Genomic DNA, 25524 nt, shown 5'->3' with positions numbered 1-25524 from the left:
TTTTCTGCATGCCGGAGAGCTTTTGCGTGCCAGGACGCGTCAGGGCTCCAGTACAGGATCGGCGAGGGCGGCCCGGCTTCTGCGACCGCACTGGCCCGAGACCTTGTCCACCGTGATGCGCAGCCGCAGCACGTCCGTGACCGGGACCTCGAACGCCCGCTCCTTGCCCAGGGACAGTGTTCCGGAGGCCAGGATCTTGCCGTCGCCCAGGAGGGTCACTTTGCCCTGGGACTGGGGCGAGCTGTCCGACATGCCGCCGGTGAAGCGGAGGGTGGACCAGGCGCGCCCCAGGTTGTACTCGGTGGAGTGCCTTCCCATGCAGGGCAGGCTCACGCTGAGCGCGGTGTCGAAGCTCCGGGTGTTCAGGACGACCGGCTCCGTGGCGAAATCGATGCCGTCGACCGGCGTCAGCGCGGTCAGTGACTGAGGTTGCGGGTCTACGTGCGTGGGTGAGCTGTCGGCATCCGGGGTGCCGGAAGCGTCGGGTGTCGGCGTCCCGGGCGCGTCCGACGGAGCGCTGGGCTCCGGGCTCGGCTCCGTCGTGGGGCTCTCCGTGACCGTGCTGGTCGCCTCCGGGCGCTTGCCGGACGCGGTGTCCCCGCCGTCGCCCGAGGCCAACTGGGAGCCCAGGACTCCGCCGGTCACCAGCAGGGCCACGGCCGCCGCCGCACCCAGCGGCAGCAGGTACTTCGGGCGGGGGCGCCTCGTGTCCGGCGCTGTCACGGGCGGCTGGGCCGACGGGGGCGCCGGCGGTGGCTGCGGCGCAACGTAGTGCGGGCGCGCGGAGGGAGCGGCCCCGGGCGGGACCGCTCCCGGCGGCGGGGACGTGGGCGGGGGAGGGGCCGTGACGGTGCGGGCGCGGGACGTCGTCGTGACCACCGCGGGGCGGAGCTGCCGCACCCAGCCGGTCAGGGACTCCGGGCGGCGGCCGGGGTCGGCGTCGTACAGCGCGAGCAGGGCGGCCTGCCGCTCGGGCGGCAGCCCGGCCACCTCCGGCAGCGCGGTGAACCGTTCGCGCAGCTGCTCCGGGGCCGTGGGCGGGGTCTCGCCGCTGAGCAGGAAGTAGGCGATGGCACCGAACGCGTACCGGTCGGCGGCCGGGGACCGTACGCCCTCGTGCACCTCCGGTGCGGCGAACCCGGGGGTGAACCAGACCTCGGTCGTGCGGTGTTCGGGGGCGAGCTTGCTCAGCCCGAAGTCCACCAGGGTGGCCTGCCCGTCGGAGTCGACCATCACATTGCCGGGCGAGAGGTCGCCGTGCACCACCACGCGGCCCGACGGGGTGGCGGCGCCCGAGTGGAGCCGGTCCAGCACCTCGGCCAGCTGCTCCAGGCAGCGGACGGCCTCGCGCCGCTCGGCGGGGGTCTCCAGGGTGCGTTCGGCCCGCCAGTCCCGCAGGTCCAGGCCCTCCACGTGGTTCATCACCAGGTAGAGACAGCGGCCGGTGCTCTCCCCGGCCTGGCCCGGGGGGTGCGGGGGCGGGCCCTCGAAGTGCTCGCGTACGCCGATCACGCCGACCCGGTGCACGAAGCGGAGCAGCTCCGCCTGGTCGCTCCACGCGGCGCTGATCCGGGCGAAGCCCTCGGCCGTCATGGTGGCGCGGGTGTCCAGGACCTTCACCACGACGGGCTCGGCCTCCCCGGACAGCTCCAGGTCCGCGAGGTAGAGGACCGCCTCCCCGCCGCGCCCGATGGACCGCCGCAGCCGGTAGCGGTCCGGGGTCGCGTCCGGTCCGACGCGCAGACCTCCGGTCGTGGTCGCCATGTGAGAAGTCCCCCCGGATACGCGTGAACAGCGGCCGGATCAGCCTCTCCCAGCCATCGGCCCAGGTCAACTCCCCTCCGGGGTGGCTGCCTTGGCCCGTTCCGCGGTGCGGGGCGAAGCGGCCGCCCCGGCCCCCGCGCCCGCGATGACCAGGGCGAGGGCCGCCGCGGACATCGGGGCCGCGTAGCCGGTGACCGTTCCGGCGTGCTCGACCAGCCAGCCGCCGGCCGCGGCCCCGGCCGCGACCCCGCCCAGCAGCGCCGTCACCGCGAGCGTCATGCCCTCGTTCAACTGCTCCGGGCGCGTGGAGCGCTGGACCAGCGTCATGCCCGTGACCATCGTCGGCGCGGTCGCCGCCCCCGCCACCAGCAGGCAGAGCGCCAGGACCGGCAGGGAGGCGGAGCCGGCGGCGGCCAGCAGCGGCAGGGACATCAGCGCCGTCATCCCGGCCAGGCACAGCAGCAGTCTGATGCGGACGTTCCGGGCGGGCCGCAGCGAGCCGTAGACCAGGCCCGCCACGCACGACCCGGCCGCCTGGAGCGCCAGGATCGCGCCCCCGGCATGCGCGATGGAGACCACCTCCAGCGCCCCGAACACCGCCCCCGTGGCGAGGAAGACCGCCAGCAGCGCGGCCACCCCCGGTGTGCGCAGGGGCGAGGCCACCGCCCTCGTACGGGGGGTGACGGGCGGTTCCGTGGCGCGCTGGGCGGCGAAGACCAGGACGCCGCTCATCAGGAGCACCGCCCCCACCAGCGTGCCCGCCTCCGGGAACAGCGCCCCGCAGAGCGTCGCGGCCAGCACCGGGCCCAGCATGAAGCACAGCTCGTCGGCGGCCTGTTCGAAGGAGTTCGCGGTGTGCAGGGCCGCCGGGTCGCCCCGGTGCAGATGGGCCCAGCGGGCCCGCGACATCCCGCCGGTGTTCGGGGTCGTCGCGGTCGCGGCGTACGCGGCGAACAGCGTCCAGGCCGGGGCGTCGTGGTGCACGCAGAGCACCAGGGCCAGCGAGCCCAGCACGGCGAGCGCGGTGGCGGGGACCGCGACGCGTGCCTGCCCGAAACGGTCCACGAGCCGGGCGGTGAAGGGCGCGACGACCGCCGTCGCGGCCAGGCCCGTCGCCGTGACGGCCCCGGCCAGGGCGTACGACCCCCGGGACCCGGCGATCATGATGACCGCGCTGACGCTGAACATCCCCATCGGCAGCCGGGCGATCAGGTTGCCCGCCGTGAACGCCCGGGCCCCCGGCGTGGCCAGCAGCCGGAGGTAGGGGTTGGCCGACGGCCGTTTCCCGGCGCCGCCGCTTCCGGGCGCGGAGCGCGGGGCCGCGACCAACTGGCCTCCGGCGACGGCGAACAGGGGAGCGGACGGCGGCGCGGAGGTCCGGTCCGGGCGGGCAGGCGGGAGGGGCCGGCGGGAGGCGACCGGGCGGGCGGCCGGGGCGGACCGGGGAGGGGCGGCAGGGCGGGACGGTGCGGGCCGGGGCGCGGACTCCGGGCCGGCGGCGGGGGATATCGGCATACGACCAGGCTGGCCGTGCTCCACCGCCCGGGTCCAACACCTGCTCCGCACCGATTCACGCGTCCGTGTTGTCAATGGTGACCCGCGCGGTAGATTCGCGGTGTGCCTTCCGCCGACACCGACCCCCGTCTCCTGCGCGCCTTCCTCGCCGTCGCCGACGAACTGCACTTCACCCGCGCCGCCGCCCGTCTCTTCGTCGCGCAGCAGGCGCTGAGCCGGGACATCCGGCGGCTGGAGCGCCGGCTGGGCGTCGAGCTGTTCGTCCGCACGACCCGGCAGGTCACGCTCACCCCGGACGGCGAACGCCTGCTGGCGCCCGCCCGCCGGGTCCTCGACGCGCACGCCGAACTGGCCGGGGTCTTCAGCGGTGCGCCCGCCCGGCCGCTGCTCGTCGACCTGAACAGCGACGGGACGGCCGCCGCCCGGGTGCTGGCGCGGGCCCGCGAACTGCTGCCGGAGTGCGAGCTGATGGCCCGCTTCGAGTCCGGTCTCACCTGGGCCGCCGCCGAGATCCTGGCCGGCCGGCTCGACGCCTCCTTCGGCCGGGTCGCCGGGCTGGCCCCTGCGGTGCGCGCGGGGCTCTCCGTGCACCCCGTGCGGTACGAGCCGATGGCCCTGATGCTGCCCGTCTCCCACCCCCTCGCCGCGCGGGAGGCCGTCGCCCTGGCGGAGCTGTCCGGGGAGACCGTCTACGCGGGCGCCGGCAACGAGCGGACCCGGGAGTGGACCGACCTCGCCGCGCTGTTGTTCGCCGAGTGGGGCGTCACCATGGCCCCGCCCGTTCCGCTGGCCGTGGGGGTGGCCGAATTCCAGCGGGTCATGTCGAAGGGGGGACACCCCGTGCTCGCCGTCGTCGGCTTTCCGCCGCTGCCCGGAACGGTGGTGCGGCCTCTCGTCGACCCCGTTCCGCTCTCGCCGCTGGCACTGGTCTGGCGCAAGGGCCTGAACCATCCCGGCGTGGACGCGTTGCGGAACGCCGCCGACCGGTTGGCGCTTGCCGAGGGGTGGATGGTTCCCCCGGCCGGCTCATGGCTTCCCGAGGGCGACCGGTCACTGATGCGCAACCGTTCCTGATCGCGGGGCGGTCGCGGGCAGCGCGTCTCACCGGGCCGGGAGCCGCACCGTGAGAGTGAGGTTGCGCACCGGTCACCTCACGGCACCACGCCGAAACGCGGGTTCCCTATGGTCGGGGACAACACCCCGACCCCTTGTGGAGGCGCGTGATGGCAGGCCGTTGGATCGAGACCTGGGAGCCGGAGGACGAGACCTTCTGGCGGGAGAAGGGCGAACGCGTCGCCCGCCGCAACCTGTGGTTCTCCGTGCTCTCCGAGCACATCGGATTCTCCATCTGGACCCTGTGGTCGGTGATGGTCCTGTTCATGGGGCCGGAGTACGGCATCGACCCGGCCGGGAAGTTCTTCCTCATCTCGACCGCCACCCTCGTCGGCGCGCTGGTGCGGGTCCCGTACACCTTCGCGGTCGCCCGGTTCGGCGGCCGCAACTGGACGGTCTTCAGCGCGGTGAGCCTGCTCGTCCCGACCCTGGCCGCGTTCTGGGTGATGGAGCCCGGGACCTCGTACGCCACCTTCGTCGCGGTGGCGGCGCTCACCGGGATCGGCGGCGGCAACTTCGCCTCGTCGATGACCAACATCAACGCCTTCTTCCCGCTGCGGAGGAAGGGCTGGGCGCTCGGCCTGAACGCGGGCGGCGGCAACATCGGCGTCCCCGTCGTCCAGCTCGTCGGTCTGCTCGTCATCGGCACGCTGGGCGCCTCGCACCCCCGGATCGTCCTCGGCGTGTACGTCCCGCTGATCGTCCTGGCCGGCGTCTGCGCCGCCCTGTACATGGACAACCTCCGGCCCGTGAAGAACGACACCGGGGCCGCGCTGGAAGCTGTCCGGGACCCGCACACCTGGATCATGTCGGTCCTCTACATCGGCACCTTCGGTTCGTTCATCGGCTACAGCTTCGCGTTCGGCCTGGTGCTCCAGATCCAGTTCGGCCGGACTCCGCTCCAGGCCGCCTCGCTCACCTTCATCGGCCCGCTGCTGGGCTCCCTGATCCGGCCCGTCGGCGGCCGGCTCGCCGACCGGTTCGGCGGCGCGCGCATCACCCTGGCCACCTTCGCCGCGATGGCCGCCGCCACCGGCGTCGTCATCCAGGCCTCGGGGACCGCCTCGCTGCCCGTCTTCCTCACCGGCTTCACCGCCCTGTTCGTCCTGACGGGCCTCGGCAACGGATCGACGTACAAGATGATCCCCGGCATCTTCCACGCCAAGGCCCTCGCCGGCGGGCTCGACGGGGAGGCGGCCGCGGCCCGGGGACGGCGGCTCTCCGGCGCGGCCATGGGCCTCATCGGGGCCGTCGGCGCGCTCGGCGGCCTGGCCATCAACCTCGCCTTCCGCCAGTCCTTCCAGGCCGCCGGAACCGGAACCGCGGCCTTCTGGTCCTTCCTCGCCTTCTACGGTGTGTGTTTCGCCCTGACCTGGGCGGTATACCTTCGCCGGCCCGCGTCCGTGCCCACGCGGGCCCAGGTCGGCTACGCGGAGGTATGAGGCCGGTCACCGGACGACCGGCCGGCGTCGTGCGACGTAACGGCCGGGAAATACGGGGGAACCGAGCCCGACACGCATCGTTGACAGGCTCGGGCCCGCGCACATCGCGTACCAGCGGGAAACACAGGAGCCGGGATCACGCCATGCAGGACGACGACACAACGCACGGCCCTCTCGCGGGCTTCACCGTCGGCGTGACCGCCGCCCGTCGCGCCGAGGAGCTCGCCACCCTCCTCGAACGCCGCGGGGCCGCCGTCCTGCACGCTCCGGCCCTGCGGATCGTGCAGCTCGCCGACGACAGCGAACTCCTCGCCGCCACCGAGGAGCTGATCGGCCACGCCCCCGACGTGGCGGTCGCCACCACCGCGATCGGCTTCCGCGGCTGGATCGAGGCGGCCGACGGCTGGGGCGTCGGCGACGCCCTGCTGAAGACGCTGCGCGGGGTCGAACTCCTCGCCCGGGGCCCCAAGGTCAAGGGCGCCGTCCGGGCCGCCGGGCTGACCGAGGCCTGGTCGCCCGGGTCCGAATCGATGGCCGAGGTCCTCGACCGGCTCCTCGCCCAAGGCGTCGCCGGCCGCCGGATCGCCCTCCAGCTGCACGGCGAACCGCTGCCCGGTTTCGTCGAGTCCCTCAACGCCGCGGGCGCCGACGTCGTCGTCGTCCCCGTCTACCGCTGGATGCCCCCGCAGGACATCGCCCCGCTCGACCGGATGCTCGACGTCACGGCCGCCCGGGGCCTGGACGCGATCACCTTCACCAGCGCCCCCGCCGCCGCCTCGTTCCTGGGCCGCGCCGAGACCCGCGGACTGCTCCCGGAGATCCTCGGCGCCCTGCGCGACGACGTGCTGGTCGCCTGCGTCGGACCGGTCACCGCCCTCCCGCTCCAGGACCGGGGGATCGACACCCTCCAGCCGGAGCGCTTCCGGCTCGGCCCCCTCGTCCAGCTGCTGTGCGCCCGGCTCCCCCTCGCCGCCCGCGTCCTGCCCGTCGCCGGCCACCGGGTCGAGATCCGGGGCCACGCCGTCCTCGTCGACGACGCGTTGCGCGCGGTGCCGCCCGCGGGCATGGCCCTCCTGCGGGCGCTGGCCCGCCGCCCCGGCTGGGTGGTGGCCCGCGCCGACCTGCTGCGGGTCCTGCCCGGCAGCGGCACCGACGAGCACGCGGTGGAGACGGCGATGGCCCGGCTGCGGTCGGCGCTGGGCGTGCCCCGGCTGATCCAGACGGTCGTCAAGCGCGGCTACCGGCTGGCGCTGGACCCGGCGGCGGACACGAGGTACGGCCGCTGAGGCTCCCGGGGCGTGCCCTAGCGTGTGAGGATGACCGATCACCTCCAGCGCATCGCCCCGGACGTGGGCTTCCGCCCCGTCGCGATCACCGACGCGGCCTCCTTCGCCACGGCTCTCACCCGCAACCGCGCCTACATGCGCCGCTGGGAACCCGTACGCCCCGAGGCCTTCTACACCGTCGAGGGCCAGGCCGCCCGGCTCACCGCGCTGCTCGCCGACCGGGACGCGGGGCGGGCCATGCCCTGGGCGCTCGCGGACGACGAGGGCCGGGTGATCGGCGCCTTCACGCTCTCCGGCGTCGAGCGGGGCCCGTACCGCAACGCCCGCCTCGGCTACTGGGTCGACGCGGACCACGCCGGACGCGGTCTCGCCACCGCCGCCGTCGACGCGGTCTGCGCCGCCGCCCGCGACCGGCTGGGGCTGCACCGCGTCGAGGCGGCGACGGTCACCGACAACGCCCCTTCCCAACGGGTGCTCGCCAAGGCCGGGTTCGAGCGGATCGGCACCGCGCCGGGCTATCTGCACATCAACGGCCGCTGGCGCGACCACCACCTGTTCCAGCGGCTTCTGCACGACGACCCGCCGGCCGGCTGAGCGCCGCCGCGGACGCCTCGCGCACATGCACATGGCCGTCCAGTGGATAGTCGGGCGGCAGCGCCGGGAGCACCCGCTCCAGCGTGTATCCGCACTTCTCCGCCACCCGGCACGAGGCCCCGTTGCCCACCTGGTGGAGCAACTCCAGTCTGGCCAGCCCCTGTTCGGCGAAGTTCGTGAACGCCCAGTCGGTCAGCACCGTCAGCGCCCGTGACGCCACGCCTCGGCCACGCGCCGCGGCGGTCGTCCAATAGCCCACCTCCGCGCGGTCGTCGTGCGGGTCCGGCCGCTTCAGCACGATGTTGCCGAGTGGTGCGCCGCCCCGCCGAACGCCCCGCCCGGTGGCCGTCACGGCTTCCGTCGAGGCTTCCGTCACGGCTTCCGTCACGGCGAAGGCGAAGCGGGTGCCCGTCTCCCACCCCGTACGCTGCGCCTCCAGCCAGGCGGCCGCCCCGTCCGCTCCGGAGACCTGGGTGGCCAGCCACCGCCGCATCGCCGGATCCTCGTACGCCTCCAGCAGCGCGGGCAGGTCCTCCTCGCGCCACCGGCGCAGCCGCAGGCCGCCGGGGCCGGGCAGGCTGTCCCCGTCGAGGTGGTCCCTGGGTATCTCCCTGTGGTCCATGGGCGTCTCTCTCTCGTGTTCCAGGACCGCCCACGGTACGGGGGCGGCCACCCGCACCGGGACGGCGGCGGGGGTTACGGCCGGGCCCCGACAGGGGCACTCTGGGGGGTGGCCGTTCCCCCGGTGACCAAGGCGGTGACAGGAACATGGCAGCGGGCAGGGGTACGCGGGCGTGGCGGTTCGACACGGGCCGGATCTGCCTCGATCTGGTGGCCACGGAGCACGCGGGCGGGGCGCCCGGGACCTGTGAGCAGCTCGACGGGCCCGCGCGTCTGGCCCGGTGGCTGGTGGACGCCCGGCTCGTCCCGCCGGGCACCGCGCTGGCGGAACTGGACGACACCTGGGTGGCCCGCTTCCATGAACTGCGCGGTGCCGTCCGCCGCCTGATGGTGGCTCAGCTGGGCGGGCCCGAGGCCGACGGGCCGCTGGAGCGGGTCAACGCGCTCGCGTCCGGAGCGCCTCCGGGGCCCCGCGCGGTGCGCGGCGCGGACGGCGGCCTGGTGCGGACGCTGAGCGCCACGCCCGACTGCGCGGGGCTCCTCGCCGTCGTCGCCCGGGACGCGGTGGACCTGCTCACCGACCCGGTCGCGCGGGCGGCCCTGCGCCGCTGCCAGGGCGAGGCCTGCCACCGGCTCTACCTGGACACCTCGCGCGGCGGGCGGCGGCGCTGGTGCTCCGGCGAGGTCTGCGGCAACCGCGAACGGGTCGCCCGGCACCGGCGCCGGACCACGGGGGCGGCCGGCGGACGCGGTCCGGCGAAGGAGGCTCCGCCCGGCGGGAAGTGAACCGGGCCCCGGCCCCGCCGTGCCCCGTTCGGCGCGACGCGCGATCGCCCCCGGTCGGCAGGTGCGCTCGGGCCCCCCTTCGCTATAGGGTTGACGGCTGCCCAGTGCTGTTAAGAAGGGGGCCTCGGTGGCCGCGCAGGATGCCGCTGTCGAATCGCTGCGGGACCGGGAAATCGGTGTCGAGCAGGAGCATCTCGACCGTGTTTATCACCGCCTCGAAGAGAAGATCCACGAGGCGGAATTTCTTATGGACGACGCCGTCAAGCGCGGCCAGGTCGGTACCCCCGGCGCGCTCGCGGAGCGGGACGCCCAGGTGTTCCGGGCGGGGATCCACCTCAACCGGCTGAACAGCGAGTTCGAGGACTTCCTCTTCGGGCGGATCGACCTGCTGCTCGGCAAGGACGGGGAGCGCGGCCCGGACGGCGCGTACACCTCCGTGGAGCCGGCCGACGACGCCGTACGGGAGGACGCCACCGCCGATATCGCGGAGACGCTCCACATCGGCCGGATCGGGGTCCTGGACTCCGACTACGCGCCGCTGGTGATCGACTGGCGGGCCCCGGCCGCCGCCCCGTTCTACCGCTCCACCCCGAAGGAGCCGGGCCGCGTCGTACGCCGCCGGGTCATCCGCTCCAAGGGCCGCAAGGTCCTCGGGGTCGAGGACGACCTGATGCGTCCGGAGCTGACGGCGTACCTGGACGGCGAGAAGCTGCCGGTGATCGGGGACGGCGCGCTGATGGCGGCGCTCGGCCAGGCCCGCAGCCACACCATGCGGGACATCGTCTCCTCCATCCAGGCCGAACAGGACCTGGTCATCCGGGCCCCCGCCGCCTCCGTCACCGAGGTCACCGGCGGCCCCGGCACCGGCAAGACCGCGGTCGCCCTGCACCGGGCGGCCTACCTCCTCTACCAGGACCGGCGGCGGTACGCGGGCGGCATCCTGATCGTCTCGCCCACCCCGCTCCTGGTCGCGTACACCGAAGGGGTGCTGCCCTCGCTCGGCGAGGAGGGCCAGGTCGCGATCCGCGCGATCGGCTCGCTCTCCGACGACGCGGCGGGCCTCGAAGGCGCCACCGCCCACGACGAACCGGCCGTGGCCCGGATCAAGGGCTCCTCCCGGATGCTCCACGTACTGCGCAAGGCCGCCCGGGGCGCGCTGGAACAGGGCCGGCCCGCGGCGCCACGTGAGGAGGCGGGCCAGCTCTCCTTCGGCGAGGAGCCCGAGCAGGGCGCGGCGACGCCCCCGAACCGGCTGCGCGTCGTCGCCTTCGGGGCCCGCGTCGAGCTGGAGGCCGACGAGCTCCAGCGCATCCGGCACAACGCGCTGGGCGGCACGGCCCCGGTCAACCTGCTGCGCCCGCGCGCCCGCAAGCTGCTGCTGGACGCCCTGTGGAGCAAGTCCTCCGGACGGGGCAGGTACACCGATCCCCAGCTGGTGGCGGAGCTGCGCTCCTCGTTCGACGAGGACGTCTCCACCGAGACCCCGTTCCTGGAGTTCCTGGACGCCTGGTGGCCCGAGCTGACGCCGCGCCGGGTGCTGGCCGCGATGGCCGACGAACGGCGCCTCGGCCGCTGGTCCCGGCGCATCCTCAACCAGGGCGAGGTGCGCCGCCTGGCCCGGTCGCTGAAACGCCTCGACGCGGACGGCGACGGGCCGCTCTCGGTCCACGACGTGGCGCTCCTGGACGAGCTCCAGGCGCTGCTGGGCACCCCGAACAAGCCCCGGCGCAAGCGCGAGGCGGACCCGCTGGACCAGCTCACCGGTCTGGAGGAGCTGATGCCGCAGCGCGAGGAGACCCAGTGGGAGCGGGCCGAGCGGCTCGCGGCGGAGCGCACCGAGTACGCCCACGTCATCGTCGACGAGGCGCAGGACCTCACCCCGATGCAGTGGCGCATGGTCGGCCGCCGGGGCCGGCACGCCACCTGGACGATCGTCGGCGACCCGGCCCAGTCCTCCTGGTCCGACCCGGACGAGGCGGGCGCGGCCCGGGACGAGGCGCTCGGCTCCCGGCCCCGCCGCCGCTTCACCCTCACCGTCAACTACCGCAACCCGGCGGAGATCGCGGAGCTGGCCGCGAAGGTGCTGGCGCTGGCGATGCCCGGGATGGAGTCCCCGGCCGCGGTCCGCTCGACCGGGGTGGTGCCCCGCTTCGAGCCGGTACGCGGAGGGGACCTGGCCGCCACGGTCCGCGAGGAGGCCGCGCGGCTGCTCGCGGAGGTGGACGGCACGGTCGGCGTGGTCGTCGCGATGAACCGGCGCGCCCAGGCCCGCGAGTGGCTCGCGGAGCTGGGGGAGCGGGTGGTGGCGCTGGGCAGCCTGGAGGCCAAGGGGCTGGAGTACGACGCCACGGTGGTCGTTTCGCCCGCGGAGATCGCGGACGAGTCCCCGGCGGGTCTGCGGGTGCTGTACGTGGCGCTGACCCGGGCGACACAGCAGCTCACGGTGGTCTCGGGGGAGCGGGACCTGCCGGACGAGGACGGGGTGCCGGACCTGCTGAGGGACTGACGCCGGAGGGGCCGCGGGCTGCCCCGCTTCCCGGCGGGCGAGTCAACCCGGCGCGCGGGAATCACTTCTCGGGGGTCTTTGTTACCTTGGTAGTGGCACCGGCCCGATCCAAGCCCCCGGGCCCAACCTTCGTCGCTTCGAGCGACCACTTGCCGCGAGGCGAGCATGGCGGGTCGGTGCCGCTCAACCGAAGAAGACAGACCCGCGTCACCTGCTGGTGGCGCGGGTCTGTTCTTGTTTCACGGGCTCGGCCCCCGGTTCCACGGGCTCCGTCCCCCGGTTCCACGGGCGCCACCCCCCACCGGTTCCACGGGCCCTGTTCCGTGCTTCACGGGCCGCCCGGCCGGTTCGAGCCACGTTGGGGGTTCCGCCGAACGGGTAGTTTCTCGTATGGTGGAAACTACTTTCCGAAAGACGGCAGTCATTACCGGCTACCAGCCAGTAGGTGCGACGATCGGGAAGCGTCTCCGGGGCGAGGGTTCCGGACATGCGGCAATGAAGCTAAGGAAAGCGAAGGACTCGGCCATGGCAACGGCGCCCAGCGTCTCGTACTCGATGACGGTCCGGCTGGAGGTGCCCGCGAGCGGCACCGCGGTCTCTCAGCTCACCACGGCCGTGGAGTCCTCCGGTGGCTCGGTCACCGGCCTCGACGTCACCGCCTCGGGCCACGAGATGCTGCGGATCGACGTCACCATCGCCGCCACCTCCACCTCGCACGCGGACGAGATCGTCGAAGGTCTGCGCGGCATCGAGGGTGTCACGCTGGGCAAGGTCTCCGACCGTACGTTCCTCATGCACCTCGGCGGCAAGATCGAGATGGCGTCCAAGCACCCCATCCGCAACCGTGACGACCTGTCGATGATCTACACCCCCGGCGTCGCCCGGGTCTGCATGGCGATCGCCGAGAACCCCGAGGACGCGCGCCGCCTCACCATCAAGCGCAACTCCGTCGCAGTTGTGACGGACGGCTCCGCGGTGCTCGGCCTCGGCAACATCGGCCCGATGGCCTCACTGCCCGTCATGGAGGGCAAGGCGGCCCTCTTCAAGCGCTTCGCCGGCATCGACGCCTGGCCGATCTGCCTGGACACCCAGGACACCGACGAGATCGTCGCGATCGTCAAGGCCATCGCCCCCGGCTTCGCGGGCATCAACCTGGAGGACATCTCCGCGCCGCGCTGCTTCGAGATCGAGGCCCGGCTGCGCGAGGCCCTGGACATCCCCGTCTTCCACGACGACCAGCACGGCACCGCGATCGTCGTGCTGGCCGCCCTCACCAACGCCCTGCGCGTGGTGGGCAAGAACATCGGGGACGTACGGGTCGTCATGTCCGGCGCCGGAGCGGCCGGTACGGCCATCCTGAAGCTGCTCATCGCCGCCGGCGTCAAGCACGCCGTCGTCGCCGACATCCACGGCGTGGTGCACGCCGGACGCGAGGACCTGGTCGCGGCCGACCTCGACTCCCCGCTCCGCTGGATCGCCGACAACACCAACCCGGAGGGCGTCACCGGCACCCTCAAGGAGGCCGTCGTCGGCGCCGACGTCTTCATCGGCGTCTCCGCCCCGAACGTGCTGAACGGCGAGGACGTCGCCGCGATGGCGGACGGTGCGATCGTGTTCGCGCTCGCGAACCCGGACCCCGAGGTCGACCCCGCGATCGCCCGTCGGACGGCGGCGGTCGTCGCCACCGGCCGCTCCGATTTCCCCAACCAGATCAACAACGTGCTGGTCTTCCCGGGCGTTTTCCGCGGTCTGCTGGACGCTCAGTCCCGCACCGTCAACACGGAGATGATGCTCGCCGCGGCCGGCGCGCTCGCCGACGTGGTCGCCGAGGACGAGGTCAACGCGAACTACATCATTCCCTCGGTCTTCAACGACAAGGTGGCGGGCGCGGTCGCCGGAGCCGTCCGGGCCGCCGCGAAGGCCGCCGCGGGCGCCGGAGCAGCCCCCTCCACATCGGTCTGATCCCACCGTTTCGGGGGTCTGTCACGGGGCAGCCGCAGGACACCCCGGGCCGCACCCGCCCGTGCCGTACGGCGCGTCGCGGGTCGCGGCGCCCCAAACGCCCCTTTAGGGTGGGCGGGCAGTGGGCCCTGCGGGGCCCGGCATCCGCTGCGGACCGCTCGGCCAAGTCGACGGAGCGTCACCACGAGCAAACCGTGGCGCTTCTCATTGACCCCGAAGGGTTCCGGATTGGCTTTCCCGCCGCTGGTGGGGGCAGGATGCGTAATCGGGCGAGAGGGTCTGACATCAGACCCGGGTCCGGGGACTGTCAGAGGGCCCTGGCAGCATCGGCTTCGATCTCACGCCTCACAGGCAAGAAGAACACGGGAGTAACAACATGAACCGCAGTGAGCTGGTGGCCGCCCTGGCCGACCGCGCCGAGGTGACTCGCAAGGACGCCGACGCCGTGCTGGCCGCGCTCGCCGAGACCGTCGGTGAGATTGTCGCCAAGGGCGACGAGAAGGTCACCATCCCCGGCTTCCTGACCTTCGAGCGCACCCACCGTGCCGCTCGCACCGCTCGCAACCCGCAGACCGGCGACCCGATCAACATCCCCGCCGGCTACAGCGTGAAGGTCTCCGCGGGCTCGAAGCTCAAGGAAGCCGCCAAGGGCAAGTAACCCTCAACGGCGCAACAGAGGGCGGCCACTCCTGACCAGGGGTGGCCGCCCTCGCGTATGCCGCGGGCACATGCGCCCCGCAGGAGCCCCCGTACCGTGCCGGGCATCGCGGGGGCTCTCCAGCGCGGTGAGGGGCTCAGGGATCCGTCCGCGCGCCCTTGAGGGCCTTGCCCACGGCGTCGCGCGGCCCGTACACGGCGAGACCCCCCGGATCGAGCGCGTCACGCCCCACCGCCCGTACGGCCGCCCGGTTGTCCCGGCCGTTCCCCGTGCCGAAGAGGTCAGCGGTGAACACGCCCGTCATGTCCGCCCACAAGGCCTTCAGGTGCCTTTCTGACGCCCGACAGCACGCCGCCCCGGCTCCGAGTCCGGAACCGGGGCGGCGGGCCGCTCACGCGGGAACCGCGCGGTGCGCGCAATGCTGTGTGCGGCAGCACTGTGCGGCCTTCACGGCGCACGGGGACGGTCAGACGAGCGAACCGCCCGGCAGTTCGACCTTCGCGCCGAGCTTCTCCAGCTTCTCCATGAAGTTCTCGTAACCGCGGTTGATCAGGTCGATGCCGTGCACCCGGGAGGTGCCCTGCGCCGCCAGCGCCGCGATCAGGTACGAGAAGCCGCCCCGGAGGTCCGGGATGACCAGGTCGGCGCCCTGGAGCTTGGTCGGTCCGGAAACGACCGCCGAGTGCAGGAAGTTGCGCTGGCCGAAGCGGCAGTCCGAACCGCCGAGGCACTCGCGGTACAGCTGGATGTGCGCGCCCATCTGGTTGAGCGCGGAGGTGAAGCCGAGCCGCGACTCGTACACCGTCTCGTGGACGATCGACAGACCGGCGGCCTGCGTCAGCGCGACGACCAGGGGCTGCTGCCAGTCCGTCTGGAAGCCGGGGTGCACGTCCGTCTCCAGCGCGATGGCGTTCAGCGCGCCGCCCGGGTGCCAGAAGCGGATGCCCTCGTCGTCGATCTCGAAGGCGCCGCCGACCCGGCGGAAGGTGTTCAGGAAGGTCATCATCGAGCGCTGCTGGGCTCCGCGCACATAGATGTTGCCCTCGGTCGCCAGCGCCGCCGACGCCCAGGAAGCCGCCTCCAGGCGGTCCGGGAGCGCCCGGTGGGTGTATCCGTCGAGCTTGTCGACACCGGTGATCCGGATGGTCCGGTCGGTGTCCATGGAGATGATCGCGCCCATCTTCTGCAGTACGCAGATGAGGTCCTCGATCTCCGGCTCGACGGCCGCGTTGGACAGCTCGGTGACGCCCTCGGCGAGGACGGCGGTGAGCAGCACCTGCTCGGTGGAGCCCACCGACGGGTACGGCAGCCGGATCTTGGTGCCGCGCAGCCGCTGCGGGGCCTCCAGGTACTGGCCGTCCGCCCGCTTCTCGATGGTCGCGCCGAACTGGCGCAGCACCTCGAAGTGGAAGTCGATCGGCCGGCCGCCGATGTCGCAGCCGCCCAGGCCCGGGATGAAGGCGTGGCCGAGGCGGTGCAGCAACGGGCCGCAGAACAGGATCGGGATGCGCGACGAGCCCGCGTGGGCATCGATGTCGGCGACGTTCGCCGACTCGACGTGCGAGGGGTCGAGGACCAGTTCGCCCGGCTCGTCGCCGGGCCGGACGGTCACGCCGTGGAGCTGGAGGAGCCCCCGGACCACCCGTACGTCACGGATGTCGGGAACATTGCGGAGGCGGCTGGGCCCGCTGCCGAGCAGCGCGGCGACCATGGCCTTCGGCACCAGGTTCTTGGCGCCTCGGACGCGGATCTCGCCCTCCAGCGGGGTTCCGCCGTGGACAAGCAGGACATCGTCTGTGCCGGTCATGTATCTCGCGTTCCGGAGTGGTCGGGCAGGGGGCCAACGAAAAGGGTAATGGCCTCCTACCCCCCTTCCGTAAGGCGAAGGGGGGTGTACGAACGTCATGAATCCGCCACAACACCCTCCGCGCATCCGATCTTGCGGAGGGTCACCGTCCGGATGGCCCACCGCGCGCCCGCCCGACGGTGCGCTCCCCGTGCCTCCGTGCGCCCTGAGCTGCGCTCGCTCCGCTGAGGGCGGCATTACGGTCACTCGGCCCCCGTGAAGGGTGAAGATGCGGGATCATTCCTGCCATGACGGAGGTGTCCTCGCTCACAGGGCGGCTGCTCGTGGCCGCACCCGCCCTCACGGACCCGAACTTCGACCGGGCGGTGGTGCTGCTCCTCGACCACGACGAGGAGGGCTCCCTCGGCGTGGTCCTCAACCGTCCGACTCCGGTCGGCGTCGGCGACATCCTCGCGTCCTGGGCCGGTCTGGCCGGCGAGCCGGACGTCGTCTTCCAGGGCGGCCCGGTCTCGCTCGACTCCGCGCTCGGCGTGGCGGTGATCCCCGGCGACGAGGGCCCGCTCGGCTGGCGCCGGGTGCACGGGGCGATCGGCCTGGTCGACCTGGAGACCCCGCCCGAACTGCTGGGCCCCGCCCTCGGTTCGCTGCGGATCTTCGCCGGATACGCGGGCTGGGGCCCCGGTCAGCTGGAGGGCGAGCTGAACGAGGGCGCGTGGTACGTGGTCGCGTCGGAGCCCGGCGACGTCTCCTCGCCGCGCCCCGAACGGCTATGGCGCGCGGTGCTCCGACGCCAGCGCAGCGAGCTGGCGATGATCGCCACGTATCCGGACGACCCTTCGCTCAACTGAGCGACGAACCGCCGCTCGGCCGAGGGGCGCCCCGTCGTTCAACTGGGGGACGAACCTTCGCTCGGCCGGGGGTGGCCCTTCCCTCAACCGGAGGCCGTCTCTTTCAGTACCCTTGGCGGTTATGAGCACTCTTGAGCCCGATCGCGGGGCAGGTACGGGGACCCTCGTCGAGCCGACGCCGCAGGTGTCGAGGGGCGACGGCGACCACGAGCGCTACGCCCATTACGTACAGAAGGACAAGATCATGGCGAGCGCCCTGGAGGGCACTCCCGTGGTCGCGCTGTGCGGGAAGGTCTGGGTGCCGGGGCGCGACCCCAAGAAGTACCCGGTCTGTCCCATGTGCAAGGAGATCTACGAGTCCATGGGCGCCGGCGGCGACAAGGACAAGGGCAAGGGCGGCGGCAAGGACAAGAAGTAGGTCCGGACCTCACCCGCTGTCAGGCCCCCGGGGCGTGCGACACCGCACGCCCCGGGGGCCTTCCGCATGCCCGGTCACCCACGGTGACCGGGCATGCGCGTTGCACGGGCTGCATCCGCTGGTCACAGAGTGGTCGAGACCACTTGTCGTCGCCGGAACGCGGATCTACTCTCCTGCCAGTTGTGCAGAACGAAACGCACGTTGCACATGATGCAACGCATGACCGGTAGGGGTTCCGGATGAAGCTTTCTGCCCGAATTGCCGCCCCGGCTGCGGCGCTTGTGCTGGCCGGCCTCACCGCCACCGCCTGCGCGCCGCAGACCTCCGACACCAGTGCGAAGGGTGACGAGAAGAGCGGCACGCTCCGTGTCTGGCTCTTCCAGGAGGTCGGCAACAAGCCCAAGGAGAAGGTCGTCGACACGGCCGTCGCCGAGTTCGAGAAGGCCCACGAGGGCGCGAAGGTCGAGGTCGAGTACATACCGGTCGACACCCGCGCACAGCGGATCAAGGCCGCTTTCAACGACCCCAAGAGCGCCCCGGACCTCATCGAGTACGGCAACTCCGACACCGCCGGATACGTCAAGGACGGCGGACTCGCGGACATCACCGAGGAGTTCGGCGCCTGGGACGAGGCCAAGGACACCGACCCGATCGCCAAGCAGTCCGTGACCGTCGGCGGCAAGGTCTACGGCGCGCCCTTCTTCGTCGGCGTCCGGGCCCTCTACTACCGCACCGACGTCTTCAAGGACCTCGGCATCGAGGCTCCCAAGTCGCAGGCCGAGCTGATCTCCACCGCGAAGAAGATCCGCAAGGCGAAGCCCGACCTCTACGGCCTCGCGGTCGGCGGCGCGTACACCTACGGCGCGATGCCCTTCATCTGGGCCAACGGCGGCGAACTCGCGGGCGAGACCGACGGGACGTACAAGTCGGGCATCAACAGCGAGAAGTCCCGCAAGGGCATCGAGGCCTACACCTCCCTCTTCGGCGACGACAACTGCCCGGCCGCCAAGTGCGCCTCCATGGGCGGCAACGCCACCGTGACCGCCTTCGCCTCCGGCAAGGCCGCCATGGCCATCGGCGGCGACTTCAGCCACGCGGCCGTCGAGGCCGGCGCGGTCAAGGGCAAGTACGCCGTCGTCCCGCTGCCCGGCGTCGCCCCGAACTCCATCGCCCCCGCCTTCGCGGGAGGCAACAACCTGGGCGTCCTCAAGAGCAGTTCGCACCGCACCCTCGCCGTCGACCTGATGAAGTCGCTCAGCGGCAAGAAGACCCAGGCGGCGATGTTCGACGCGATGGGCTTCCTGCCCACCTACTCCGACGTCCTGGACAACGCCGCGAAGAAGGAGCCCTTCGTCGCCCCGTTCGTCGAGACCCTGGGCGCGGGCGCCAAGTTCGTCCCCGCCTCGCCCGCCTGGGGCCAGATCGACGCCTCGCTGGTCCTGCCCACGATGTTCCAGGAGATCGTCTCCGGCCGTAAGGACGTGGCCGAGGCCTCGGACGACGCGGCGAAGAAGATGGACGCCGCCTTCACCGACGCGGGCTGACGATGACCACGCACACCACCTCGCTCAAGGCGCCGCCCGCGGCCGGGAAGGGCGGCGGCTCCCCGGCCGCCCGCCCGCCCCGGCGCGGCCGTTCCGTCTCGCCCGCGAACCGCTCCGGCTGGACCCCGTGGCTCTACCTCCTGCCGGCGCTCGTCCTGCTCGCCGGGCTGCTGGTCTACCCGATCTACCAGCTCGGCCTGATCTCGTTCCTGGAGTACACCCAGGCTCAGGTCAGCGGCGGCGAACCCACCACCTTCCAGGGCTTCGGCAACTACGCCACCCTCTTCAACGACAGCCAGTTCTGGCAGGTCCTCCTCGCCACCGTGCTCTTCGCCGCGGCCTGCGTGGTGTCCACCCTGTTCGTCGGCTGCGCCCTGGCCGTCATGCTCACCCGCATCCGCGCCCTGCCCCGGCTCGCGCTGATGATGGCCGCGCTCGGCGCCTGGGCCACCCCCGCGATCACCGGCTCCACCGTCTGGGTCTTCCTCTTCGACCCCGACTTCGGACCGGTCAACAAGGTGCTGGGCCTCGGCGACTTCTCCTGGACGTACGGGCGCTACAGCGCCTTCGCCCTGGTGCTCCTCGAAGTCCTGTGGTGCTCGTTCCCGTTCGTGATGGTCACCGTGTACGCGGGCATCCGGGCCATCCCGACCGAGGTGCTGGAGGCCGCCTCGTTGGACGGCGCGTCCCAGTGGCGGATCTGGCGCACCATCATGGCGCCGATGCTCAAGCCCATCCTGATCGTCGTCACCATCCAGTCGATCATCTGGGACTTCAAGGTCTTCACCCAGATCTACGTCATGACCAACGGCGGTGGCATCGCCGGCCAGAACCTGGTGCTCAACGTGTACGCGTACCAGAAGGCGTTCGCGTCCTCGCAGTACAGCCTCGGATCCGCGATCGGCGTCGTGATGCTGGTGATCCTGCTGGCCGTCACGCTGGTCTATCTGCGCCTGGTGAGGCGCCAGGGAGAAGAACTGTGAGCGCGACCACCGACCGTGCCGTACCCGAACCTGCCGTACCCGGGCCTGCCGTACCCGACCGCCCCGTACCCGACCGTCCCGTGCGCGGCGGCACGCGCGGCGGCGGCATCGCCGGACTGCTGCGCGTCCAGCGGCCCGGCAGGCTCGTAGCGGAGGCCGCCGCCCTGCTGATCGCCGTCGCGGTCGCCTTCCCCCTCTACTGGATGGTGCTCTCCGCCTTCAAACCGGCCGGGGAGATCCAGTCCACCGACGCCCGCCCCTGGACGCTGGCCCCTTCGCTCGACTCGTTCCGCCGGGTCTTCGAACAGCAGGACTTCGGGCGCTACTTCCTCAACAGCCTGCTGGTGGCGGGCACGGTCGTCATCCTCTCCGCGCTGATCGCCTTCCTCGCCGCCACCGCGGTGACCCGCTTCCGCTTCAAGTTCCGCACCACGCTGCTGATCATGTTCCTGGTCGCGCAGATGGTGCCGGTGGAGGCGCTGACCATCCCGCTGTTCTTCCTGATGCGGGACTTCGGCCAGCTGAACACCCTCGGCTCGCTGATCCTGCCGCACCTCGCCTTCTCGCTGCCGTTCGCCATCTGGATGCTGCGCGGCTTCGTCAAGGCCGTCCCCGAAGCCCTGGAGGAGGCCGCCTACATCGACGGGGCCAGCCGCACCCGCTTCCTGTGGCAGATCCTCTTCCCCCTGGTCTTCCCGGGCCTCGTGGCGACCAGCGTGTTCTCCTTCATCACCACCTGGAACGACTTCCTGTTCGCGAAGTCCTTCATCATCAGCGACACCTCCCAGTCGACGCTGCCCATGGCGCTGCTGGTCTTCTTCAAACCGGACGAGAACGACTGGGGAGGGATCATGGCAGCCTCGACGGTGATGACCATTCCCGTACTGGTCTTCTTCGTACTCGTACAGCGACGCCTCGTCTCCGGACTGGGCGGAGCGGTAAAGGACTGATGTCATGACACCCGAGAACACGGACACCGTGGACACCGCGGCTCTCGGTCTGATCCCGGCACCGCGCACCCTGACGGCGGCCCCTTCCGGGCGGCCGTACCCGCTGGGCCCGGAGACCCGCCTGACCGCCGCACCGGGCACGGAGGACGTCGCCCGCTGGCTGCGCACCACGCTCGGCGCGGCCACCGGGCTCTCGCTCGCGGAGGGCACGGGCGACCGCGGCATCGTGCTCGCCCTCGACGGGGAACTGGCCCCCGAGGCCTACCGTCTCGCCGTCGGGACCGATGCCGTACGCCTCACGGGCGGCAGCGCCGCGGGCGTCTTCCGGGGCGCGCAGACCCTCCGTCAGCTCCTCGGACCGGACGCCTTCCGGAGGGCGCCCCTCGCCGCGGACCGCGCCTGGGAGGTCCCGGCGGTCGTCGTCGAGGACGAACCCCGCTTCGGCTGGCGCGGCATGATGCTCGACGTCTCGCGGCACTTCCTGCCCAAGGACGACGTCCTGCGCTACCTGGACCTGCTGGCCGCCCACAAGCTGAACGTCTTCCACTTCCACCTCACCGACGACCAGGGCTGGCGCATCGAGATCAAGCGCTACCCGCGCCTGACCGAGGTCGGCTCCTGGCGCGCGCGCACCAAATACGGCCACCGGGCCTCCGAACTGTGGGACGAGACCCCCTACGGCGGCTTCTACACCCAGGACGACATCCGCGAGATCGTCGCCTACGCCGCCGCACGGCACATCCGGGTCGTCCCCGAGATCGACATCCCGGGCCACTCGCAGGCGACCATCACCGCCTACCCCGAGCTGGGCAACACCGACGTCATCGACACCACCGCCCTCTCCGTCTGGGACAACTGGGGCGTCAGCCCGAACGTACTCGCCCCCACCGACACCACCCTCCGCTTCTTCGAGGGCGTCCTGGAGGAGGTCCTGGAACTCTTCCCCGCCGAGACCTCGCCCTTCGTCCACATGGGCGGCGACGAGTGCCCGAAGGACCAGTGGAAGGAGTCCCCGCTCGCCCAGGCCCGGATCGCCGAACTCGGCGTGAACGACGAGGACGGGCTCCAGTCCTGGTTCATCCGGCACTTCGACGCCTGGCTCACCGAGCGGGGCCGCCGCCTCATCGGCTGGGACGAGATCCTCGAAGGAGGCCTCGCCGAAGGGGCCGCGGTCTCCTCCTGGCGCGGTTACGGCGGCGGCATCGCGGCCGCCGAGGCCGGGCACGACGTCGTCATGTGCCCCGAGCAGCAGGTGTATCTGGACCACCGTCAGGACGGCGGCCCCGACGAGCCGATGCCCATCGGGTACGTCCGGAGCCTGGAGGACGTCTACCGCTTCGAGCCCGTCCCGCCGGGCCTGAGCGAGGAGGCGGTCCGGCACATCCTGGGCACCCAGGCCAACGTCTGGACCGAGGTCATGCAGAACCGGGCCCGCGTCGACTACCAGGTCTTCCCGCGCCTCGCCGCCTTCGCCGAGGTCGCCTGGTCCGCCCTGCCCGCCCCGGCCGACCGGGACTTCGCCGCCTTCGACGCCCGGATGACCTCCCACTACGCCCGGCTCGACGCCCTCGGCGTGGACTACCGCCCGCCGGGCGGCCCGTACCCGCGGCAGCAGCGCCCCGGCGTCCTCGGCTTCCCGCGTGAGGGAGCGCCGCCGGTGGTGTGACCCCCGCACCGCACCGCCCGGCCGCGGCCGTCCTCCGGGACCGCCGCGGCCGGCGCGCGTCCGGGACCGGGCGTCGAACTACCCTGCCGGCACGCGCCGGAGCGAGGCCGCGAACCACATAAGTCGTACAAGCATCGCTGAAGAGTGGCAATTCACCCTCCCCGCCGAAGAAGTGCGAAATCGGAACATCCAGCAGGTCAGGGACGGATCCACCCTTCGTGGACCCTCGCGACGGTCCGATCGGAAGATGTGCCAGAGTTGCCACGTCCGGGCTGTGAACACGTACCGTACGGCGGAACAGGCGGGACAGCCGGGAGACCGGGAAGGGGCAGCTGGGTTGACCACGCACGCACCGCAGACGATGCAGCCGGTGACGCTGCCGGCCTCGTTGGACGAGGCCGTGGCGGCGCTCGGCGCCATGCCCGCGGCCGTTCCGGTCGCGGGCGGCACGGACCTGATGGCAGCCGTCAACAAGGGGCTTCTGCGCCCCTCGGGGCTGGTCGGCCTCGGCCGGATCAGCGAGCTGCGCGGCTGGCACTACCAGGACGGCCACGCCCTCCTCGGCGCCGGACTCACCCACGCCCGCATGGGGCGCCCCGACTTCGCCGCCCTGATCCCGGCCCTCGCCGCCTCTGCCCGCGCCGCGGGGCCGCCGCAGATCCGCAACGCCGGCACGCTCGGCGGCAACATCGTCACCTCCGCGCCCACCGGCGACGCCCTGCCGGTGCTGGCCGCGCTGGAGGCCGAGCTGGTCATCGTGGGCCCCGGCGGCACCCGCCGCGAGATCCCCGTCTCCCACCTGCTGGCCGGCCGTGAACTGCTGGAGCCCGCGGAGCTGATCGGCTTCGTCCGCGTACCGCTGCTGCACGCCCCGCAGGTGTTCCTGAAGGCCACCGGCCGCACCGGCCCGGGCCGCGCCACCGCCTCGGTCGCCATCGTCCTGGACCCGGCCCGCCGCGGCGTGCGCTGCGCGGTCGGCGCCATCGCCCCGATGCCGCTGCGCCCGCTGGAGGCCGAACGCTGGATCGCCTCGCTGATCGACTGGGACGGCGAGCGGGGCCTGGCCCCCGACGCGCTGGCCGCCTTCGGCGAGTACGTCGCCGCGGCCTGCATCCCGGACCACGCACCACCGGACGACGGAACAGAGGCCCCGCCGCTGTCCCCGGCCGTACTGCACCTGCGGCGCACCGTCGCCGCGCTCGCCCGACGCGCGCTGGGGAGGGCACTGTCGTGAGCAATGAGGAATACCCCGACCAGCAGGGGCAGCACGGGCAGCAGGGCCATTCCGAGGGCCCGGACCCCCGCTACGGCGGCTGGGAGCCGACGCCGCAGGGCGACGGGTACGACGCCGACGCCACGGCGTTCGTCCACCTCCCGCCGGAGGACCTGGCGAACATCCCGCTGGCCGCGCCCGGCCAGGGGTACGTCCCGCCGATGATCCTGCCGCTGACCCCGGCCGCGGGTCTGGACCCGGCGGCGACGGGCAGCTGGGTGCTCCAGACGCAGACCCAGCAGGCGCAGACCCAGCAGGCGCGGACCGAACAGCGCGCCCAGGAGGCCGACGCTCAGCAGCCCGGCGCGGTCCACTGGCCGGACCCGAACCAGCAGGGCGGGCAGGTCGGATACCAGGGCCCCTACCAGGACACGTCGCACGCCACGGCCCAGTGGAACTTCACCGAGGGGTTCGGCGGGACGGCGGTTCCGGAGGCGCCGACGGCTCCGGAGGCGACCGCCACGGCCCCGGAGGCGGGGTCGCTTCCGGAGGCCGGGCACTTCGACCACCCGGAGCGGGCGAGCCACGACGTTCCCGTCGACCACACCGGTCCTACCGGCCACGCCGGCCACGACGTTCCCGCCGACCACACCACCCACGCCGACCACGCCGGCCATACAGGTCAGTGGACGATCCCGGTGGCGGACGGGGATCTCCCGGACGAATCGGGCGAGTTCCTGGCCTCGGCGCACACGCCGCACACGCCGCAGTGGTACGCGGACAGCGCGCGCCCCGCGACGCTGCCCGGCGGCGCCGCCGCTCCCTGGGCCACCCCGGAACCGGAACCGAAGCCGGAACCGGAACCGGCGGCCGAACCCGGACCCATGGCGGAGCAGACCCCGGAAGCGGAACCGGCGTCGGGCGAACCGACGACGGACGAACCGGCGACGGGCGAACCGGCGGAACAGACAGCTCAGGCGACGGCCGCGGAGCCCTCCGCCCCCGCCGACACCGAGGGCCCCGCCACCCCCGCCGACACCGAGGGCCCCGCCACGGAGGAAGCCGGGACGGCACCCGACGCGGCACCCGCTCCCGAGGCCGACGTGAACGCGGCACCGAGCGCGGCCCCGGAAACGGACCCGCTTCCGGACCCGACGCCGGACCCGATGCCGGAAGCGGAAGCGGGAGTCGCCCCCGCCGCCGTCCTCCTCGACGCTCCGAGTCAGCACCCCTCCGCGTCCTACCTGCTCCATGTGAACGGCGTGGACCGCCCGGTCGCCGACGCCTGGATCGGCGAGTCCCTGCTCTACGTGCTCCGCGAGCGCCTCGGCCTGGCCGGGGCGAAGGACGGCTGCTCGCAGGGTGAGTGCGGCGCCTGCAACGTCCAGGTCGACGGCCGGCTGGTCGCCTCCTGCCTGGTCCCCGCGGCCACGGCGGCGGGCAGCGAGGTGCGTACGGTCGAGGGCCTCGCCGTCGACGGCGAACCGTCCGACGTCCAGCGCGCCCTGTCCGCCTGCGGAGCCGTCCAGTGCGGCTTCTGCATCCCCGGCATGGCGATGACCGTCCACGACCTGCTGGAGGGCAACCACGCCCCCAGCGAGCTGGAGACCCGCCAGGCACTCTGCGGCAACCTCTGCCGCTGTTCCGGCTACCGGGGCGTGCTCGACGCGGTGGCGGACGTCGTCGCGGCCCGCGAGGCGAGCGCCGAGGCGGCCACGGCGGCCCAGGACGAGGCCCGCATCCCGCACCAGGCCGAGCCCGGCGCCGGCGGCGTGCAGCAGGGGCCCCACCCGCACGAGGGAGAGGCGCTGTGAGGCACGCCCGCGGTCCCGCCGTACGACAGCAGCA

The 25524-nt window shown here is 72.8% G+C and carries 20 protein-coding genes and 1 pseudogene; 16 read left to right on the top strand and 5 right to left on the bottom strand.

What is annotated here, in order from left to right; genetic code table 11:
* Window positions 1–39 precede the first annotated feature (39 nt).
* A complete protein-coding gene (locus PSQ21_RS11770; protein WP_274030433.1) occupies window positions 40–1764 on the bottom strand; it encodes a serine/threonine protein kinase in 1725 nt (574 codons plus the stop codon).
* Window positions 1765–1830: 66 nt separating this feature from the next.
* Complete coding sequence (locus PSQ21_RS11765) at window positions 1831–3279, bottom strand: MFS transporter (RefSeq protein WP_274030432.1); 1449 nt, start codon at window positions 3277–3279, stop codon at window positions 1831–1833.
* A gap of 102 nt (window positions 3280–3381) precedes the next feature.
* Here PSQ21_RS11765 and PSQ21_RS11760 point away from each other — a divergent pair, with 102 nt between their 5' ends.
* The 4 genes from PSQ21_RS11760 to PSQ21_RS11745 all read left to right on the top strand — a co-directional run bounded on the left by PSQ21_RS11760 (window position 3382) and on the right by PSQ21_RS11745 (window position 7714).
* Entirely contained in the window at window positions 3382–4353 is a 972-nt protein-coding gene (locus tag PSQ21_RS11760; protein WP_274030431.1) for a LysR family transcriptional regulator, read from the top strand.
* 149 nt (window positions 4354–4502) lie between these two features.
* A complete protein-coding gene (locus PSQ21_RS11755) occupies window positions 4503–5834 on the top strand; it encodes a nitrate/nitrite transporter (protein ID WP_274030430.1) in 1332 nt (443 codons plus the stop codon).
* 143 nt (window positions 5835–5977) lie between these two features.
* Window positions 5978–7120: a uroporphyrinogen-III synthase gene (locus PSQ21_RS11750; protein WP_274030429.1), complete on the top strand. Its 1143-nt coding sequence runs from the start codon at window positions 5978–5980 to the stop codon at window positions 7118–7120.
* A gap of 30 nt (window positions 7121–7150) precedes the next feature.
* Window positions 7151–7714: a GNAT family N-acetyltransferase gene (locus PSQ21_RS11745; RefSeq protein WP_274030428.1), complete on the top strand. Its 564-nt coding sequence runs from the start codon at window positions 7151–7153 to the stop codon at window positions 7712–7714.
* Here the strand turns inward: PSQ21_RS11745 and PSQ21_RS11740 are convergent.
* On the bottom strand, window positions 7647–8336 hold the full coding sequence (locus PSQ21_RS11740) for a GNAT family N-acetyltransferase (RefSeq protein WP_274030427.1): 690 nt from the start codon (window positions 8334–8336) through the stop codon (window positions 7647–7649). The two genes, PSQ21_RS11745 and PSQ21_RS11740, sit on opposite strands and share 68 nt — an antisense overlap.
* A gap of 146 nt (window positions 8337–8482) precedes the next feature.
* Between PSQ21_RS11740 and PSQ21_RS11735 the strand changes: the two genes are divergently transcribed.
* The 4 genes from PSQ21_RS11735 (at window position 8483) to PSQ21_RS11720 (ending at window position 14247) form a co-directional block, all read left to right on the top strand.
* Complete coding sequence (locus PSQ21_RS11735) at window positions 8483–9121, top strand: CGNR zinc finger domain-containing protein (RefSeq protein WP_274030425.1); 639 nt, start codon at window positions 8483–8485, stop codon at window positions 9119–9121.
* 127 nt (window positions 9122–9248) lie between these two features.
* Window positions 9249–11627, top strand: coding sequence for a HelD family protein (locus tag PSQ21_RS11730; RefSeq protein ID WP_274030424.1), 2379 nt, complete (start codon window positions 9249–9251; stop codon window positions 11625–11627).
* Window positions 11628–12152: 525 nt separating this feature from the next.
* Window positions 12153–13589: an NAD-dependent malic enzyme gene (locus tag PSQ21_RS11725; RefSeq protein ID WP_274030423.1), complete on the top strand. Its 1437-nt coding sequence runs from the start codon at window positions 12153–12155 to the stop codon at window positions 13587–13589.
* 376 nt (window positions 13590–13965) lie between these two features.
* Complete coding sequence (locus PSQ21_RS11720) at window positions 13966–14247, top strand: HU family DNA-binding protein (protein ID WP_003968811.1); 282 nt, start codon at window positions 13966–13968, stop codon at window positions 14245–14247.
* A gap of 136 nt (window positions 14248–14383) precedes the next feature.
* Here the strand turns inward: PSQ21_RS11720 and PSQ21_RS11715 are convergent.
* Together PSQ21_RS11715 and murA are read right to left on the bottom strand one after the other, a co-directional pair.
* A pseudogene (locus PSQ21_RS11715) lies at window positions 14384–14575 on the bottom strand (DUF2000 family protein); the annotation flags it as partial.
* 138 nt (window positions 14576–14713) lie between these two features.
* A complete protein-coding gene (murA, locus tag PSQ21_RS11710; RefSeq protein ID WP_274030421.1) occupies window positions 14714–16054 on the bottom strand; it encodes a UDP-N-acetylglucosamine 1-carboxyvinyltransferase in 1341 nt (446 codons plus the stop codon).
* Between the two features lie 287 nt (window positions 16055–16341).
* On the opposite strand from murA, the gene PSQ21_RS11705 reads away from it, so the two are divergent.
* The 8 genes from PSQ21_RS11705 (at window position 16342) to PSQ21_RS11670 (ending at window position 25490) form a co-directional block, all read left to right on the top strand.
* Entirely contained in the window at window positions 16342–16902 is a 561-nt protein-coding gene (locus PSQ21_RS11705) for a YqgE/AlgH family protein (RefSeq protein ID WP_274030420.1), read from the top strand.
* Between the two features lie 121 nt (window positions 16903–17023).
* Window positions 17024–17320, top strand: coding sequence for a DUF3039 domain-containing protein (locus PSQ21_RS11700; protein WP_006124925.1), 297 nt, complete (start codon window positions 17024–17026; stop codon window positions 17318–17320).
* Between the two features lie 239 nt (window positions 17321–17559).
* Entirely contained in the window at window positions 17560–18864 is a 1305-nt protein-coding gene (locus PSQ21_RS11695; protein WP_274030419.1) for an extracellular solute-binding protein, read from the top strand.
* A gap of 2 nt (window positions 18865–18866) precedes the next feature.
* On the top strand, window positions 18867–19847 hold the full coding sequence (locus PSQ21_RS11690) for a carbohydrate ABC transporter permease (protein ID WP_274030418.1): 981 nt from the start codon (window positions 18867–18869) through the stop codon (window positions 19845–19847).
* Between the two features lie 80 nt (window positions 19848–19927).
* Entirely contained in the window at window positions 19928–20797 is an 870-nt protein-coding gene (locus PSQ21_RS11685) for a carbohydrate ABC transporter permease (RefSeq protein WP_443334418.1), read from the top strand.
* 4 nt (window positions 20798–20801) lie between these two features.
* Window positions 20802–22463 (top strand): beta-N-acetylhexosaminidase, encoded by a 1662-nt coding sequence (locus PSQ21_RS11680; RefSeq protein WP_274030417.1) that lies wholly within the window; start codon window positions 20802–20804, stop codon window positions 22461–22463.
* Between the two features lie 337 nt (window positions 22464–22800).
* Window positions 22801–23697 carry an FAD binding domain-containing protein gene (locus PSQ21_RS11675; protein WP_274030416.1) on the top strand — a complete coding sequence of 299 codons (897 nt, stop codon included), beginning with the start codon at window positions 22801–22803 and terminating at the stop codon, window positions 23695–23697.
* Entirely contained in the window at window positions 23694–25490 is a 1797-nt protein-coding gene (locus PSQ21_RS11670) for a 2Fe-2S iron-sulfur cluster-binding protein (RefSeq protein ID WP_274030415.1), read from the top strand. Before PSQ21_RS11675 ends, PSQ21_RS11670 begins: the two co-directional genes overlap by 4 nt.
* Window positions 25491–25524 lie beyond the last annotated feature (34 nt).

This window comes from Streptomyces sp. MMBL 11-1 (assembly GCF_028622875.1).
Classification (GTDB): domain Bacteria; phylum Actinomycetota; class Actinomycetes; order Streptomycetales; family Streptomycetaceae; genus Streptomyces.
The sequence above is the reverse complement of the archived record's forward strand: the minus strand, read 5'-3'. Positions and strand labels throughout refer to the sequence as shown.